The organism is Dictyoglomus sp. NZ13-RE01 (genome assembly GCA_002878375.1).
Taxonomy (GTDB): domain Bacteria; phylum Dictyoglomota; class Dictyoglomia; order Dictyoglomales; family Dictyoglomaceae; genus NZ13-RE01.
Genome location: NIRF01000006.1, coordinates 57,704 through 73,710 on the forward strand (window position 1 = coordinate 57,704; position 16,007 = coordinate 73,710).

A 16,007-nucleotide genomic window follows, 5' to 3' on the forward strand; every position below is an offset into this window, starting at 1 on the left:
GGGATAGAGAAAAAGCTCTATCCCCTTCTCAAAGAGCTATTTATTAGTTGCCTCTTCCATTCTTAAGAGATGTTCCCATTCCCTTTGTAGATCCTTTTTAAATTCCTCCAAAATTTCTGCATTTTCTGGTCTAAGAAGATGAGCAAATCTTCCCTGCACCTTTAAATACTCTTCCACAGGCTTAAATCCTTTTGCAGGTTTATAGTTTATCTTGTACTTCCCATCCTCAACCTCATAAAGATGCCAAACTCCAGTCTCTACTGCAAGCCTTGCCATATTAATTGCAGAATTATCAGGTGTTCTCCAACCCCTTGGACATGTAGAATAAATATTTATAAAGGATGGTCCATCAGTATTTAGAGCCTTTCTTACTTTTTCCATTAGATCTCTCCAATGGCTTGGAGAGGCTTGAGCCACATATTTTGCTCCATTTGCCACCATCATTTCTGTTAAATTCTTCCTTTTTTGCGGTTTGCCTGGTATTACGCTTCCTGCAGGAGAAGTGGTAGTAAATGCTCCTCTTGGAGTTGCACCGGACCTTTGAATACCAGTATTCATATAGGCTTCGTTATTATAACAAATAAATAATGCTCTATGCCCTCTTTCAATGGCTCCTGATAAAGCTTGAAGCCCTATATCGTATGTACCTCCGTCTCCTGAAAAACTTATAAATCTTATATCTTCTTGAATCTTACCCTTCTTCTTAAAGGCTCTATAAGCTGCTTCTACACCGGAAATAGTGGCTGCAGAGTTTTCAAAGGCACTATGTATCCATGGCACATTCCACGCAGTATATGGGAATATTGTAGTTGCCACTTCAAGACATCCTGTAGCATTTGCTACTACAACAGGCTGTTCTGCAGCATTCAAAACCATTCTTACTATGATACTAGCCCCACAACCAGCACACAATCTATGTCCACTAGTTAATTTTTCTCCCTTTAATGCTAATTCTCTTAAATTAATTGCCATTATTTACACCTCCTACTCTCTTACCCCAATATATTTTAGACCTTTAGGCTTACCAGCTTTTTCTATCTCTTTTAGCTCTTCAAATACTCCCTTGATATGTTCCGTAGTTATATCTCTACCTCCAAGTCCATATACATAAGGCTGGAAAACAGGTCTTTTTTCTAAATGATACATTCCTGATGTAATCTCATGATAGAGTGGTCCTGCAAAAGATCCAGGAACCATGCTCCTATCAAGTACTCCTACTACTTTAGCATTCTTTAAAGCATCAACAACATCCTCTAAGGGGAATGGTCTAAATACCCTTATCTTAAGCAATCCCACTTTTTCTCCTTTTTCCCTTAATTCATCCACAACTACTCTTGCAGTACCACAGGTAGAACTCATAGCAACAACTATATAATCTGCATCATCAGTATAATATTTCTCAATTACATCATAATATCTTCCTGTTAGATCCCCAAACTCTTTTCCAACCTTTTTAATTATTGGTAAAGAATTCTCAATAGCATAGGCTTGAGCCACCTTAAATTCAAAGTAGGAATCAAAAAGAGCAAGGGGTCCCATGGTTATTGGGTTATTTATATCTAATAAAGAAAACTTTGGTTTGTATTCTCCTATAAACCTCTTTACTTCCTCATCCTCCAAAAGTTCCAAAATCTCTTCAGAATGGCTTGTTATGAAGCCATCATAACCAACCATTACTGGTAATCTTACATCTGGATGTTCTGCAATTCTAAAGGCTTGGAAGATATTATCATAAATCTCTTGAACATTCTCTGAAAAGATTTGTATCCAACCAGCATCTCTTGCTCCCATTGCATCACTATGATCCCCATGAATATTAATAGGAGCACTAAGAGCACGATTAGCAACCGTCATAACAATAGGAAGCCTCATAGATGATGCTATATAAAGCATTTCCCACATAAGAGCAAGCCCTTGGGAAGCAGTAGAAGTTGCCACTCTTGCTCCTGCTGCTGAAGCACCAATGCAAGCACTCATTGCACTGTGCTCGCTCTCAACAGGGACAAACTCGGTAGTTACTTCCCCATTGGCAACATATTCTGAGAACTTTTGTACAACTTCCGTAGAAGGAGTAATAGGATAAGCTGCCACAACATCTGGATTTACTTGTTTTAAAGCGAGGGCAGCAGCCTCGTTACCCTCTATTGCAATCTTTCTCCCTTTAACTTTCATTCTTTTCCCTCCTTTATTTTTGTTCTTCTTTCATAGTAATAGCTTTAACAGGACATTCAGCTGCACATACTCCACAACCTTTACAGTAATCATAGTCTATGTATACTTTATTCCCATCAAACTTTACTGCAGAGTCTGGGCAGAAAAGCCAACAAAACATACAGGTGGTACATTTACTGTAATCTATTTCAGGTCTAAAGGTTCTCCAATCACCTGTTTTATACTCAGTGGCATTTCCAGCCTCTTTAATAATAGGTCCAGTCTCAACTAATTCTTTCCATCCTGGTAATTTCATTCTCCCTTTACCTCCTCGTAAGCTCTTTTTATTGCCTGTAGGTTTCCTTCTATAACCTCAGGCTTAAATTTACCTTCAAATTTTTTCTTTAATTGAGATAAAACATCATCCAAAGAAATTATAGGAACCACCCTTATTAATGCTCCAAGCATTGGAGTATTAGGAATTGGTCTACCTATAGTAGCAAGAGCAATCCCTGTAGCATCCACCGTATATATCTTCCTATCAGAGATTCCAAGTTGCTCCCTTACTTCCTTTGGTGATTGAGTGGTGTTTACTAAAATTATTCCATCCGAAGGAAGTCCCTCTAAAATGTTAACCTTTCCTATTAGAGACTTATCCAAAACTACTACCACATCAGGATTATAAACCTGACTATGAATTCTTATTGGCTTATCACTAATTCTTGTGAAAGCCTTCATTGGAGCTCCTGTTCTTTCAGGACCGTATTCTGGGAAAGCTTGAATAAATTTACCTGCATCTAAGGCAGTTTCTGCCAAAAGATAAGAGGCTGTTTTTGCCCCTTGTCCTGCTCTGGCATGCCATCTAATCTCTAACATTTCCTTCATCTCTTTATCCCTCCTAATCTTTTGATAATTTAAATTCTTGTCTACCTTTTAGAGCATGAATCAATGTTAATTCGTCTGCGAAATCAAGCTCAGTTCCTACTGGAATTCCGTAAGCTATTCTTGTGATCTTTATAGGATAATCCCTCAATAATTTAGCAATGTAAACTGCAGTAACCTCTCCTTCTGTTGTTGAGTTTGTTGCAAGAATCACTTCATTTATATCTCCCCTTTCCACACGTCTTTTTAATTCTAAAATTCTCAGGTCTTCAGGAAATACTCCATCAAGAGGAGAAATTAATCCCCCTAATACATGATATACTCCTTTATACTCATTTGTTCTTTCCATTGCCCAAACATCTTTAGATTCTGCTACAACACAGACTACAGAATGATCCCTCTCAGGATTAGAACAGATCTCACATGGGTCCTTTTCGGAAAGATTAAAACATATGGAGCAATATTTTACCTTCTTCTTTAGATGGATTAGGATTTCTCCAAGATTCTCTACGAAGCTATCGGGCTGTTTAAGAAGGTAATAAGCTATCCTCTGAGCAGATTTTGGACCTACTCCTGGAAGTTTTGAAAGTTCTTCAATTAATCTATCAAAATAACTTTTTTCTCCCATGTATTAGAAAAGACCTGGTGGCAAAGGAAGACCTTGAGCAAGACTTCCCATCTTCTCAGCAGAAACTTCTTTTGCCTTTGTTAATGCATCCCTTATTGCTGCTGATATTAAATCCTCCAACATTTCTACATCTTCTTTATCAACAACCTCTGGATTTATCTTTACTTCTTTAACTTCTTCTAAGGCATTCATAACTATCTTTACCATGCCACCACCTGCAGTCCCTTCCACTAATGTTTCAGCAAGCTCCTGGTTTATCTTATCCATCATCTCTTTTACTTTTTTAAGCTGTTTCATTGCATCAAAAGGATTTTTCACTTTCAACCCTCCTTCTTTTATTGACTTTCTTCTTCATCTTTGACAATCCTACCATTAAATATCTTCCTTACTTCCTCAGGGCCAATCTCTTCTTTTCCTCCATCTTCCTCCAATAAGTTTGAAACATTTTCTTCAACCAATATGAGCTTAATAGGTATATAGACATTAAATATTTTCTTTATTTCCTCTTCCAACAATTGTTTATTTGGAGATTCTTCCAATCTCTCCTTAAAAAAGTTAAAATTCTTTGGAAAACCTATAAGCAATCTTCCGCCCTCATCAAAATTCACAGGATGCGCATATCTTAATAGGGCGGAAACAGATGGCCTTCTCTTTTTTACTCTTTCAATGATTAAGTTCCAATTTTCCTTTATCTCTTTTATAGTTATAGAGGAAGCATCTTTGGTCTCCTTTTTATCCTCCTCAGGAGCTTTTTCCTTAATATTAGGCTCCTTTACAGACTCCTTTGGTTTTACCTCCTGAGGAGCCTGAGGAGCTACTTCTTGTCCAGACTCTTCAGGTTTTATAAATAGAGGAAGCAGTGACATCTCCATTAAAAGGGGAGCATTTGTTAAATCCCTTAATCTATTCTCTAAATCAAGAAGTACATTTATAATATCTTGCAGTCTTTTTAAGGTATAAATTTGAGTTTCCGCCATTAATTCCTCATACTCTTCCTGGGTAAGAGACATAATGTTTGCAAGCTTTGGCTCTACTTTTAGAAGGAGCAAATTTCTAAAATGCTGTAATAACTCCCTTACAAATTGCTGTGGATTTTTACCTAATTGGAATACCTGCTGAATGAATCTCCAACCATCGTTAATATTATATTCTCCTAAGGCTTTTGCAAACTCATAAACAAATTCGTAAGTAGGGAGACCAAGAAGCTCCCTTGCTAATTCCTCGTCTATCTCTTGAGGAGCATAAACCAATAATTGCTCCAATAAAGATATGGCATCCCTCATAGATCCTTGCGCCTGCATAGCTATAAGCCTTAAAGCATCTTTTGTTATATTCCCATTCTCCTCTTTTGCTATCTTCTCTAATTGAGATACTATCTCATCTCTTGTTAATCTCCTAAAGTCAAACCTCTGACAACGAGATAGTATTGTCAAGGGAACCTTCTGAGGCTCTGTTGTTGCTAAAATAAATACTACATGCTCTGGAGGCTCCTCCAATATCTTCAATAGAGCATTAAAGGCTTCTGTAGTAAGCATATGTACCTCATCAATAATATATACCTTGAATCTATCCCTTACAGGAAGCAAACGTGCCTTCTCTCTTATATCTCTTATTTCATCAATTCCTCTGTTAGATGCTGCATCTATCTCAATTACGTCTATGCTATTTCCTTCTGCAATCTCTATACAGGAAGGACATTTAAGACAAGGAGTAGGGGTTGGTCCTTCCACACAATTTAAGGATTTTGCAAAGAGTCTTGCCATAGTAGTTTTTCCAGTACCTCTTGGACCTGCAAAAAGATAAGCATGTCCTATCTTACCAAGCCTTATACTATTTTGTAATGTCTTTACAATATGCTCTTGTCCTACTACCTCTTCAAATAACTTCGGTCTCCACTTTCTATATAAAGCTAAAGGCATACTAACTCACCTTTGCCCCTGGCTCCAAATCTCCATCAATCGTCAAAACAGCTAAGTTTCCTTTTTCATCTTTACCTGCAAGAAGCATCCCCTGTGATTCGTAACCTCTTATCTTGGCAGGCTGTAAATTTGCAACCACAATTATCTTCTTTCCTATCATATCTTCTGGTTTATAATACTGTGCAATACCTGCCACAATCTGTCTCTTCTCGGTTCCCAAATCTATTTCTAATAGCAATAATTTATCACTATTTTCTACCTTCCTTGCAGATATCACCTTTGCTACCCTTAAATCTACCTTTTGGAAATCTTGTATGCTTATCAAGTTCAAACTCTCCTCCTTTATCTCCTCTTTGTATTCCACCTTAGGGAACAAAACTTTTCCTCTTTTAATCTTTTGACCTACAGGGATAGAGACATCCCAAAGTAGATCCCATGCAAACTCTTTATCCCCAAAACCTAACTGCTCCTGTATCTCCTCCGCTGTATCTGGAATAAAAGGATAAAGAAGAATAGATATTTTTCTTAATGTCTCTAAGAGAGTATAAATTACTGTATTTAGTCTCTCCTTATCTCCAGAGCTTGCTAAGTTCCATGGAGCACTTTGATCAATATATCTATTGCCCGCCTGTATGATCTCCCAAATATTTGCTAAAGCTTGAGCAGGATTAAAGGCTTCCATTGAGCTTTCCACCTTCTTTATAGCTTCCTCTGTTATATCAATAAGTTCTTTCTCTTTTGCTGTATACTCACCTCCCTCTGGCACCCTTCCATCTGTATATCTTTCTGTAACAGTAAGTACCCTGTTAAGTAAATTGCCAAGGTCATTAGCCAAATCTGATTGATATCTCCTATGAAAAGCCTGATCAGAATACTCTCCATCTAAACCAAGAGGTACTTCTCTTAAAAGAAAATATCTAAGAGCAGAAACCCCATAAATATCTATCAACTCATTAGGATCAATTCTATTCCCCTTAGATTTAGAGATCTTTCCTCCCCTTATAGTCCAAAAACCATGAGTCAAAACTGTTTTAGGAAGAGGGATATCCAAAGCCATTAACATGGCAGGCCAAATTATAGCATGGAATCTTAATATATCCTTTCCAATCAAATGGACATCTGCAGGCCAATATCTTTCAAATCTTGTACTATCCTCACTTAAATAACCGAGAGCACTTACATAATTTAAAAGGGCATCAAACCACACATAAACTGTATGTTTTGGATCAAAGGGGACAGGAACTCCCCATTTTACTGTAGACCTTGTAGCACTTATATCTTTAAGCCCCTGTTTAATAAAGCTAATAACCTCATTTCTCCTTGTTTCAGGATAAACAAACTCTGGATGCTTCTCAATATATTCCAATAAAGGTTTTTCAAAAGCGGAGAGCTTGAAATAATAAGTTTCTTCTTCAAGCCATTCTACAGGTCTTTCACAATTTGGACACTTACCATCTTTTAACTCATCTTCACTCCAAAAGGTTTCACAAGGAATACAATACCATCCAGCATAACTACCCTTGTATAAATAACCTTTCTCATATAGTTTTTCAAAGGCTTTTTGGACTACAGATTCATGTCTCTTCTGCGTAGTCCTTATAAAGTCATCATAAGTAATATTGAGCTTTTTCCAAGCGGATATAAATTTTTCTGCCATCATATCTACAAATTCTTGAGGAGTAAATCCTCTCTCTTCTGCAGTTCTTGCTAATTTGGGACCATGCTCATCAAGCCCGGTAAGAAAGAAAACATCATAATCTTTCAGTCGATAATAACGTGCAAAGGTATCTGCTACCACAGTACAATAAGCGGTTCCTATATGTGGCTCCGAATTTGAATAATATATAGGTGTAGTTATATAAAATTTTTTTCTTGCCACTTTTACCGCTCCTTTCATTATAAAATTCCGTGATAATAATACTACTTATTAGAATGAGTGTCAATAAATTTATACCTGTAAGGTAGGATATTACCAATTTAGGTTTATGATAGCTCCTATCCTCCAAGAAGAGTAAAATTTATTAAGCTCCTGATAATATATATTTTCTAAAAAGATTTTACTGGTATTTTCAGCAAAAGGATAAACTTCCCATACATTTTTCCATCTAAAAGAATTGTCAGAAAAAATTTCCTTCAATAAGGAAATTTTTGAGCTAATCCCTATAATATCTCTACTATATGATATACCATAGGAAGAAGAAAGATATTTCAATACAAGGCTTCCTTCTCTGAATTCATTAAAGAAAGACAAACCCAATTGCCCTTTTAATAATGGAAAACTTATATTTCCATTAAAATTTTTCACATATAGATTGTAATTTGTAAGATTATATTTTTTTTCGTTGTAACCCCCCTGTAATTCCCAAGAAGAAGATTTATATTTGCCTGTTATAGATAAATTCTCCACAACTCCTATTAAACTTTCCTGATAATTATAATATGAATAAAATTCAAATTTTTCCGGTCTATAGGAGATGTTTAAAGATAAATTTCTTCTATTTTCATCTACATAGGTAACATAGGATAAATTTGACCAAAATTTAGGAAATAATTCTCCATAAAGGGAGGAGGAAAAAATACGAGAATAAGAACCATCTTTTTCCACAAAATTATACTGAAATGTAGTATTTATTTTATTCCATTTATAATTAACAGTTACACTATCCTTCTTAGAATAACTTGTTTGGGGAAGGAGATATTGATAGGTAACATATATGGAAAGACCAGAAGGAGGAGGATTTTTCCCAGAATCATCTATAAAAAATACTTGTAGAATATTATCTATTAATTGAAATTCTACCTGATAGGTAATAGGTTCTTGAGAAGGAAGATAATAAGTAAAGGTATCTCCATTTTCCAATTTTACACCATTAATATAGAGGGAGAGAGAGCCAGGGATAGGTATATATGTCAAAGTAAAATCTGTTTGATAGCCATCAGAAATAAAGGATTGATTTGCAGATAATGAAATAGTTAAGTTTAAATTTTTCGATGAATCTCTTGTCTCTCCCAAATTTAAACTTACATTTTTATATCGAAAATTAAGATTTAACTGAATAGTAGTTTGGGTTATCCAAAGCTCCTCCTTTGTGTAAGTATCCTTTACCTGATAACTAAAGCTTATATTCCCAGAGGAAATTTGGGGAGACAGTAGAATATTTTTAGTTATCTCTTTCTTATCTCCCTCCTTATACTGTTGAACATAAAAAGATATAGGAATATCCTTGTACTCACCCCTTATTCTTTTTGTATCTTTTTCCACATTTTTTATCTCATTTCCCCAATAACCGTAGATGTTAAATTTTTCCTAAATTTAATGTTAAATCCTGATTTATGCTTTGATAAAAATTTTCATAGTCTTCCCTTAAAAAGCTCATATTGTATTTTAAAGAACTTAAAGGGCTATACTTAAGATTTATCTTGTTCCTAAAAATTCCTGGAATAACCTCGTAATTCCCCATTATCTCCTTTATATAGGGATAGTTATCATCAACCTTTAAGCTCTGTCCATCCAAATTTAATACTTGGCTTTTATATTTAAAAGAAAAATTATATGCTCTTCCTAAGAGGGCATTTTCCATTAAGCCTTGGGAAACCGAAAAACCTATGTAACTTTCATTGAAACTTCTTAAAAAAGATAATTCTAAAAATCTTCTTTGGGTCTTTGAATTAGGATCGTCAAGATTAAGAAAGGAAAAGGAAAAATCCTTATAATCTATTTTCAGGCCTAAAAGATTGTAAATCTGACGAATCAAACCAAAAACCTCATATTCTATAACTATTAAGTCCTGGGAAGATATAACCTCTGAAAAATACAAGATCCCATACTCGTAATCTATAATATAGTCCACATCTCTTTCTAACAATCTGCCATTTAAATAAACTCTTTCTCTTCCCGGTACTAAATTAAAATCAGAAATAATATAGGGTCCTGATGAATCATTACCATAAAAAATTTTCTGCTTTTTAGAACTTTCAGACTTTGTTAGCAGAGCTTTTAAAGAGAAACTTCCCTCTTTATATCTTAGCTCAAAACCATTTATATTTTTATTCCATAAGGTTAAGTAACTTAAAGAATCTTGAAAATTATTACTAAATATACCTTCTATATTTTTGTATTTAATATTTAGATAGATTTGATCTTGGGAAGTATAGCCTGTAGAATAGTTGAAATTAAAATTCAGATCTTCATATATTTGATTTAGAGTAAATCTTCCCTTTATTTGATAATTTAAGCCAGGGTATATTACGTTCTGTGTTTGAAAAAGATCAGTATCCCCTATTACCCAAACATAAGATGGAGTAATAATACCTTCTCCTTGAAAGCTCCATGTTTGGGGATATATTACGTTTATAGTAAAGAGAAAGATAATATAGATAAGGAAGAATCTAAAACAATTCTTATTCTTAATCTTGATAAATTTACCTCTACTTCCCACCCATTTTCATCCTTCTTCACAATCTCAAAGGAAAAGTCTTCCCCCTCTTTAATAAAGCCTTTTCCTATAAGGAAATATTTTATAACATCCTCTAAATCCTCTTCCCTCCCTAACCTTTTAATGCTTCTTATAATCCATCCTCTTTTTCTTTCATCCCCAACAAATTCCAGTAAGCACAAAACCTCATCTGACGGTCTCAAGAAATAACAAAGAAAAAGATCCTGGGTTTGTGAAAATGGAGTTGCTAAAATGATTTGATTTTCCTTTGCAAAATTTTTATAACCCTCTACATTTTCACTTTTTAAAATCTCTAAGATGAGCTCCACATGAGGAAATTCACCAAGAATTACTCCCCTTACTCTTGCTATAACCTTGCTTCTATTCTCAATTACTGGAACCTCCTGAGCCCAGAGAATATTAATCAAAAATATTAAAAGCATAAAGATTAAAATTATCTTCATCGTTATCACCATCCTTTGGAAAAGTATAAGATTTATAGGAAGATGGTGTCAATAATATGTTATAATTAAGCCATGATAAGTGGGGTTGAAGTTTTAATAAGGCTTATTATTTCCATGCTTTTGGGAGGACTTGTAGGTTGGGAGAGAGAAAAGGAGGAAAAGCCTGCAGGTCTTAGGACCCATATTTTAGTTTGTCTCGGTTCTACTTTAGTAATGATAGTATCTGCTTATGGTTTTCCTGGTAGATCACCTTCGGACCCAGGAAGAATTGCAGCTCAGGTAATTACAGGAATAGGTTTTATTGGGGCAGGAACCATATTTAGGGCTGGTACTACTATAAAGGGATTAACCACAGCAGCAAGCATCTGGACTGTTGCAGGAATAGGACTCGCAGTGGGAGCAGGTCTCTATTTTCCAGCCATAGTTACTACTCTCTTAGTAGTGGTAACCTTAGCTGTAGCTGCAGAATTAGAAATAAGATTTTTAGGTAGTCATAAACCAGTAATATTGAAGTGCTTAATTGAGGATAGACCTGGTGCTATTGGAGAAATAGGGACATTACTTGGAAATTTGGGAGTAAATATAAAAAGGATTGAATTGGGACCTCCCATAGATGAGAATAGTAAAAAGGTTACTTTAATTATTGATTTGAAATTACCTGCCAAAATTACAAAGGATGAAATTATCTCAAAAATTATAGAATTAGATAGTGTAGTAACGGCGGAGTGGGAGTAAAAAGCCCCCCAAAAATTTCTGGGGGGCTTTTTATCTATTATACCCCTGAGTAGGCATTAAATCCACCATCTATTGGTATTACTGCACCTGTTACAAAGGAGCTTGCCTTTGAGGAGAGCCAAATTATTGCTCCAATTAGCTCATCAGGATCTCCAAATCTTCCCATAGGTGTATGGTCTATTACAGCTTGTCCCCTTGGAGTTAAACTACCATCCTCATTTAATAGTAAATATCTATTTTGATTGGTTAGTAAGAATCCTGGAGCAATTGCATTAACTCTAATCTTAGGTGAATACTCTTGGGCTATGTATACTGCTAACCATTGTGTAAAATTACTAACTGCTGCCTTTGCTGCAGAATATCCTACAGTTCTTGTAAGAGGTCTAAAAGCTGACATAGAGGAGAAATTAATTATCACTCCACCATCTTCATTCTCCAGCATCAATTTACCAAAAACCTGACTTGGAATTATAGCACCACCAAACAAGTTTAAATTAACTACTTTTTGTAATGCTTCAATGCTTAGATCAAAAAAGGATACTTCCTTAGATGTAGTTGCGGATGGATCATTTCCTCCTGCAGCATTTAAAAGTATATCCACTCTTCCAAACCTTTCCTTTACCTTTTGTGCTACCTCTTCTACACTCTTCTTATCCAATGCATCCATATAATAGCCTTCACACTCAATTCCTTCCTTCCTTAGTTCTTCAAGTCTTGCATCAAGAGGACTTATGTCAGTAACAACTATTTTTGCTCCTGCCTTTCCCAATCCTTTTGCAATAGCACCTGCTAAGACTCCTGCACCACCAGTAAAAACAGCTACCTTATCCTTTACAGAAAATAGTTCCTCTACATAACTCATAGATTTCAACCTCCTTTTTAAAACTCTTCCCAAACAGTATGGAATATTCCTTCTTTATCAATTCTCTGATAAGTATGAGCACCAAAGAAATCTCTTTGTGCTTGAATTAAGTTTGCAGGAAGATTCTCTTCTGTTATAGACAAGAAATAGTCTAAGGAAGAGTTCAAGACTAATGTAGGAATATTGTATGCTTTTGAGATTTTTGTCACATTCTTGATAGACTCTAATTTCTCCTTAATAAAATTATATGCCTTATCACTATTAAGGAGATTAACATTTTCTGGATTTTCCTTAATAATATCCCTAAAAAGATTTAGTAGTCTTGCCCTAATTATACAGCCTCCTTTCCAAATTCTTACGACCTCAGTAAGATCAATATTGTAATTAAATTCCTTGCTTGCAACACTAATCAGCCACAAGCCCTGAGAAAAAGCCATGAACATGGCAAAGAGAAGAGATTTTCTTAAATCCTCTAAAACCTCATCCCTATTTAATGAAAAGATAGAAACAACCTTATCATATCTCTTAGAGAGTTCTCTTCTCATATCTTTGAAATGGGAAAGAGTTCTTGCAGATACTGCAAGATCAAGGGAAGGTGTTGGGACACCTAAGTCAAGAGCAGTTTGGGCTGTCCACTTCCCAGTTCCCTTTTGTTCTGCCTTATCCAAAATTAGTTCCACAAGAGGCTTTCCAGTTTCCTCATCAATAAATCTCATTATTTTGTAAGATATCTCCATTAGAAAGGAGTTTAAATCCCCTTTATTCCATTCCTCAAAAACATCTCCTATCTCCTTACTATTCATTTTCAAAACCTTTCTCATAATATCGTAAACTTCTGCAATTGCCTGCATGTATGCATACTCTATACCATTATGTACCATCTTAACAAAATGTCCTGCGGAATCATCTCCTACATAGGTACAACAGGGTCCATCCTCGGTTTGTGCTGAAATCTTTAACAATATTTCCTCCACTAATTGATAAGCCTCTCTTGTGCCTCCTGGCATTAAAGAGGGACCATGAAGAGCTCCATATTCTCCCCCCGAAACTCCCATTCCTAAGAAAAGAATACCTTTTTCTCTTAATTCTTTTAATCTTCGGGAAGTATCTGAATAATGAGAATTCCCTCCATCAATAATTAAGTCTCCTGGAGTTAAGTAGGGCAGGAGCTCCTTTATAGTATCATCAACTGGCTGTCCTGCTTTAACCATTAATATAATCTTTCTTGGGGTCTCTAAAGATTCTACAAAACTTTTAATATCGTAACAAGGGATTATTTTCTCATCCTTAACCTTTTCCTTTACAAATTCTTCAGTCCTTGAGGAAGTCCTATTATATACAGATACTTTGTAACCTTTTCTTGCTATATTTAGGGCTAAATTCTGCCCCATAACTGCTAATCCTATTAAACCAATATCTCCCTTCATTAAGATTACCTCCTTTATAATTTATTATGCCTTTCGAAGGCTTCTTTCATATATCTTACCAGATACTTAAAAAACTCGTATCTTTTTGAGTAGTATTGGGCGAGGTCTTCTGAAGGCATATAAACTTCTTTAATCTTTACCAGTTTATCAGTCGCGCTTTTAAGGTTTTTATAAACCCCTAAGGAGTAAGTTCCAAGAATTGCAGAGCCTAAAAGGGCAGATTCTTCAGAATCAATCACTTTTATAGGCTTATTGAATACATTTGCAAATATATTCATCCATAATGAAGATTTTGACCCTCCGCCTCCTGCTCTTAACTCAAAAATATCTATTCCGTTTTCCAAAAGGGCATCATAGGAAAGCTTTAGAGAATAAGTAACTCCTTCCATACCTGCCCTAATCATATGATTTTTTGTATGAAAACTCTTCAGTCCAAAAAACACACCAGATGCAATATTTCCAATCTCTGGATATCTTTCTCCAGTAATAAAGGGTAAAAAGAAGAGGTTTTTAGAATTATCTTGGTCAGCAAGAAGAGTTTGTTCTTCATAGCTCAAATTAAATATATTATCTCTAAACCATCTCAAGATTATACCAGCATTATTTACTGCTCCCCCAATATACCATTTATTATTACAAAGATAGTAAGCCTGAAATCTCATGCTTTTATCCTTATCCACTACAGGCTTATCATAAGTTACTCTAAGCATCCCTGTTGTTCCAAGATTTATGACCCCCACAGAGCCTCCCATGGCTCCTATTCCAAGACCTACAGCTCCCCCATCATATACCCCTGTTAGAAGCTCTACATCCCTTTTCAAGTTCATCATTTTTAATACTTCCTTAGAGACCTTTCCCAGTATGGTCTCTGAGGAGACAAGCTTAGGAAGATTACTGTAATTTATTTCTAAGAAGCTTAGTGCGTAATCATCCCAATCCAATTTATTTATATTCATCATTTGGGTTGCTGCAGAAACACTTGGTTCAGAAATTACCTCTCCTATCAGTTTAGAGATTATAAAACTTTTTGAACATAAAAAATATCTTGCCTTTTCAAAAATTTCCCTATGCCTCTTCTTCAACCAATAGATCTTAGCAAATGGGTAATGGAATAAAGGGGGACATCCTGTTCTGTTATAAATCTCTTCAAAGTCAACAACCTTAGATAACTCTTCAAAGGTCTCTTGAGAACGAGTATCTAAAAGGGTAATAATCCCAGTAAGAGGCTTTAAATCCTTATCTACAGGAAGTAAGGCGAACATATAAGTAGAGGGCACTAACAAGATTATTCTATCTTCAAATCCTTCTGAAACTTCTCTACAAATCTTAATAAAAGTCTCAAAAAGGGTATCGGGGTTATGCTCCGCCTTTCCTGTATCATCCCTTTCAAGAGGGACCTCTTTACTGGCAATACGAAGAATATTTCCATTAAAATCTAAAACCCCAGCCTTTACATTGGTGGTACCAATATCAACAGCAAGAATTAAGTCCTCCATGTCCCCTCCTCTTCATAAATTTTTCAATTACCTCTTTATTTATCACTTCACTTGGTATTTCACCTCTTAGCACCATTTCCACATCTGATACCACTTTATCTCCCATACCCTTTAAACATTCATAGGTGTAAGCAGAAATATGGGGAGTTATTAATACATTCTCGTACTTAAGAAGCGGGTGATTTTCATCAATAGGCTCTCCCTCCACCACATCCATACCTACTCCTGCAACCTTTCCCGACTCAATAGCTTTTATTAAAGCTTTCTCATCTATTAGCTCTCCTCTTGCTGTATTCACTATAAAGACATTATCCTTCATTAATGAAAACTCTCTATCAGATAACATATGATAATTTTCTGCACTTAATGATGCATTAAGAGAAATAATATCTGAAGTTTTTAAAAGTTCCTCCAAAGAAACAGGTTCTGCTCCCCTCTTCCTAATCTCATCCGGTGGTAATTTTGGATCATAAGCAACAAGTCTTGCATTAAAACCATTTTTCAAGATTTCCCCAACTCTACTTCCAATATTCCCGAAGCCTATAACTCCCACCGTTTTTCCTTTTATCTCCCAACCTATGAATCTTGCTCTCTCTTTCCATTTTCCCTCTTTAACCTTTAAAGATGCCTCTCTCACCTTCCTCATAACAGCCATAAGAAGAGCCACTGCAGTTTCTGCTACAGCCTCCCTCTCCACCTCTCCTGTTACCTTAGTAACAATAACTCCTTTTTCTGTTGCAGATTTAATGTCGATATTATCGTATCCTATACCATGTCTTGCAATAAGAATGGTCTCATCCTTGTACCTAAAAAATTCTTCATTAAAATAGGGCTTAACACTGGCAATAATAATAGAAAATCCCTTTAATTTTTCCGCTAATGTCTTTCCGGCAATATCCTCTGGAAATTCAAACCTCTCTACTTCTCCTAAAGCCTTTAACCTTTCTATATGCTCAGGAAAATATTTACCAAAGCTACTGGAATTTACAATGGCAATCCTAACCATC

Annotated in this window: 16 protein-coding genes; 1 reads left to right on the forward strand and 15 read right to left on the reverse strand. The window is 35.5% G+C overall.

Annotated features, from left to right (window positions below):
• Positions 1-36 precede the first annotated feature (36 nt).
• The 11 genes from CBR30_05685 to CBR30_05735 form a co-directional block, all read right to left on the reverse strand.
• On the reverse strand, positions 37-972 hold the full coding sequence (locus CBR30_05685; protein PMQ01491.1) for a pyruvate ferredoxin oxidoreductase: 936 nt from the start codon (positions 970-972) through the stop codon (positions 37-39).
• Between the two features lie 12 nt (positions 973-984).
• Positions 985-2,172, reverse strand: coding sequence for a pyruvate ferredoxin oxidoreductase (porA, locus tag CBR30_05690; protein ID PMQ01492.1), 1,188 nt, complete (start codon positions 2,170-2,172; stop codon positions 985-987).
• Positions 2,173-2,185: 13 nt separating this feature from the next.
• A complete protein-coding gene (locus CBR30_05695) occupies positions 2,186-2,467 on the reverse strand; it encodes a pyruvate synthase (GenBank protein PMQ01493.1) in 282 nt (93 codons plus the stop codon).
• Positions 2,464-3,036 carry a pyruvate synthase gene (locus tag CBR30_05700; GenBank protein ID PMQ01494.1) on the reverse strand — a complete coding sequence of 191 codons (573 nt, stop codon included), beginning with the start codon at positions 3,034-3,036 and terminating at the stop codon, positions 2,464-2,466. The genes CBR30_05695 and CBR30_05700 overlap by 4 nt, the downstream gene beginning before the upstream one ends.
• Before the next feature lie 13 nt (positions 3,037-3,049).
• Positions 3,050-3,661, reverse strand: a complete 612-nt coding sequence (locus CBR30_05705) for a recombination protein RecR (protein ID PMQ01495.1) — start codon at positions 3,659-3,661, stop codon at positions 3,050-3,052.
• Positions 3,662-3,664: 3 nt separating this feature from the next.
• Entirely contained in the window at positions 3,665-3,979 is a 315-nt protein-coding gene (locus CBR30_05710; GenBank protein PMQ01496.1) for a YbaB/EbfC family nucleoid-associated protein, read from the reverse strand.
• A 17-nt stretch (positions 3,980-3,996) separates the two neighbouring features.
• A complete protein-coding gene (locus tag CBR30_05715; protein ID PMQ01497.1) occupies positions 3,997-5,580 on the reverse strand; it encodes a DNA polymerase III subunit gamma/tau in 1,584 nt (527 codons plus the stop codon).
• A 1-nt stretch (position 5,581) separates the two neighbouring features.
• Positions 5,582-7,477 (reverse strand): methionine--tRNA ligase, encoded by a 1,896-nt coding sequence (locus CBR30_05720; GenBank protein PMQ01498.1) that lies wholly within the window; start codon positions 7,475-7,477, stop codon positions 5,582-5,584.
• 72 nt (positions 7,478-7,549) lie between these two features.
• Positions 7,550-8,842 carry a hypothetical protein gene (locus tag CBR30_05725; protein ID PMQ01499.1) on the reverse strand — a complete coding sequence of 431 codons (1,293 nt, stop codon included), beginning with the start codon at positions 8,840-8,842 and terminating at the stop codon, positions 7,550-7,552.
• Between the two features lie 34 nt (positions 8,843-8,876).
• Positions 8,877-10,019, reverse strand: coding sequence for a hypothetical protein (locus CBR30_05730; GenBank protein PMQ01500.1), 1,143 nt, complete (start codon positions 10,017-10,019; stop codon positions 8,877-8,879).
• The gene (locus tag CBR30_05735; GenBank protein ID PMQ01501.1) at positions 9,932-10,480 is read right to left on the reverse strand and encodes a hypothetical protein; all 549 of its coding nucleotides are present in this window, start codon (positions 10,478-10,480) and stop codon (positions 9,932-9,934) included. The genes CBR30_05730 and CBR30_05735 overlap by 88 nt, the downstream gene beginning before the upstream one ends.
• 72 nt (positions 10,481-10,552) lie before the next feature.
• Here CBR30_05735 and CBR30_05740 point away from each other — a divergent pair, with 72 nt between their 5' ends.
• On the forward strand, positions 10,553-11,215 hold the full coding sequence (locus CBR30_05740; protein ID PMQ01502.1) for a magnesium transporter MgtC: 663 nt from the start codon (positions 10,553-10,555) through the stop codon (positions 11,213-11,215).
• A gap of 37 nt (positions 11,216-11,252) precedes the next feature.
• On the opposite strand, the gene CBR30_05745 is transcribed toward CBR30_05740, so the two are convergent.
• The 4 genes from CBR30_05745 to CBR30_05760 are packed head-to-tail and all read right to left on the reverse strand — an operon-like array spanning position 11,253 to position 16,006.
• Positions 11,253-12,077: a D-mannonate oxidoreductase gene (locus tag CBR30_05745; GenBank protein ID PMQ01503.1), complete on the reverse strand. Its 825-nt coding sequence runs from the start codon at positions 12,075-12,077 to the stop codon at positions 11,253-11,255.
• 17 nt (positions 12,078-12,094) lie between these two features.
• On the reverse strand, positions 12,095-13,504 hold the full coding sequence (locus tag CBR30_05750) for a phosphogluconate dehydrogenase (NADP(+)-dependent, decarboxylating) (protein ID PMQ01504.1): 1,410 nt from the start codon (positions 13,502-13,504) through the stop codon (positions 12,095-12,097).
• Between the two features lie 14 nt (positions 13,505-13,518).
• Complete coding sequence (locus tag CBR30_05755; GenBank protein ID PMQ01505.1) at positions 13,519-15,000, reverse strand: carbohydrate kinase; 1,482 nt, start codon at positions 14,998-15,000, stop codon at positions 13,519-13,521.
• Positions 14,975-16,006, reverse strand: coding sequence for a hydroxyacid dehydrogenase (locus tag CBR30_05760; GenBank protein PMQ01506.1), 1,032 nt, complete (start codon positions 16,004-16,006; stop codon positions 14,975-14,977). Before CBR30_05760 ends, CBR30_05755 begins: the two co-directional genes overlap by 26 nt.
• Position 16,007 lies beyond the last annotated feature (1 nt).

Coding starts and splice junctions, on each gene's coding strand:
- CBR30_05685 (PMQ01491.1), bottom strand. CDS start 972: ATGGCAATTAATTTAAGAGAATTAGCATTAAAGGGAGAAAAATTAACT.
- porA (PMQ01492.1), bottom strand. CDS start 2,172: ATGAAAGTTAAAGGGAGAAAGATTGCAATAGAGGGTAACGAGGCTGCT.
- CBR30_05695 (PMQ01493.1), bottom strand. CDS start 2,467: ATGAAATTACCAGGATGGAAAGAATTAGTTGAGACTGGACCTATTATT.
- CBR30_05700 (PMQ01494.1), bottom strand. CDS start 3,036: ATGAAGGAAATGTTAGAGATTAGATGGCATGCCAGAGCAGGACAAGGG.
- CBR30_05705 (PMQ01495.1), bottom strand. CDS start 3,661: ATGGGAGAAAAAAGTTATTTTGATAGATTAATTGAAGAACTTTCAAAA.
- CBR30_05715 (PMQ01497.1), bottom strand. CDS start 5,580: ATGCCTTTAGCTTTATATAGAAAGTGGAGACCGAAGTTATTTGAAGAG.
- CBR30_05720 (PMQ01498.1), bottom strand. CDS start 7,477: ATGAAAGGAGCGGTAAAAGTGGCAAGAAAAAAATTTTATATAACTACA.
- CBR30_05735 (PMQ01501.1), bottom strand. CDS start 10,480: ATGAAGATAATTTTAATCTTTATGCTTTTAATATTTTTGATTAATATT.
- CBR30_05740 (PMQ01502.1), top strand. CDS start 10,553: ATGATAAGTGGGGTTGAAGTTTTAATAAGGCTTATTATTTCCATGCTT.
- CBR30_05745 (PMQ01503.1), bottom strand. CDS start 12,077: ATGAGTTATGTAGAGGAACTATTTTCTGTAAAGGATAAGGTAGCTGTT.
- CBR30_05750 (PMQ01504.1), bottom strand. CDS start 13,504: ATGAAGGGAGATATTGGTTTAATAGGATTAGCAGTTATGGGGCAGAAT.
- CBR30_05755 (PMQ01505.1), bottom strand. CDS start 15,000: ATGGAGGACTTAATTCTTGCTGTTGATATTGGTACCACCAATGTAAAG.
- CBR30_05760 (PMQ01506.1), bottom strand. CDS start 16,006: ATGGTTAGGATTGCCATTGTAAATTCCAGTAGCTTTGGTAAATATTTT.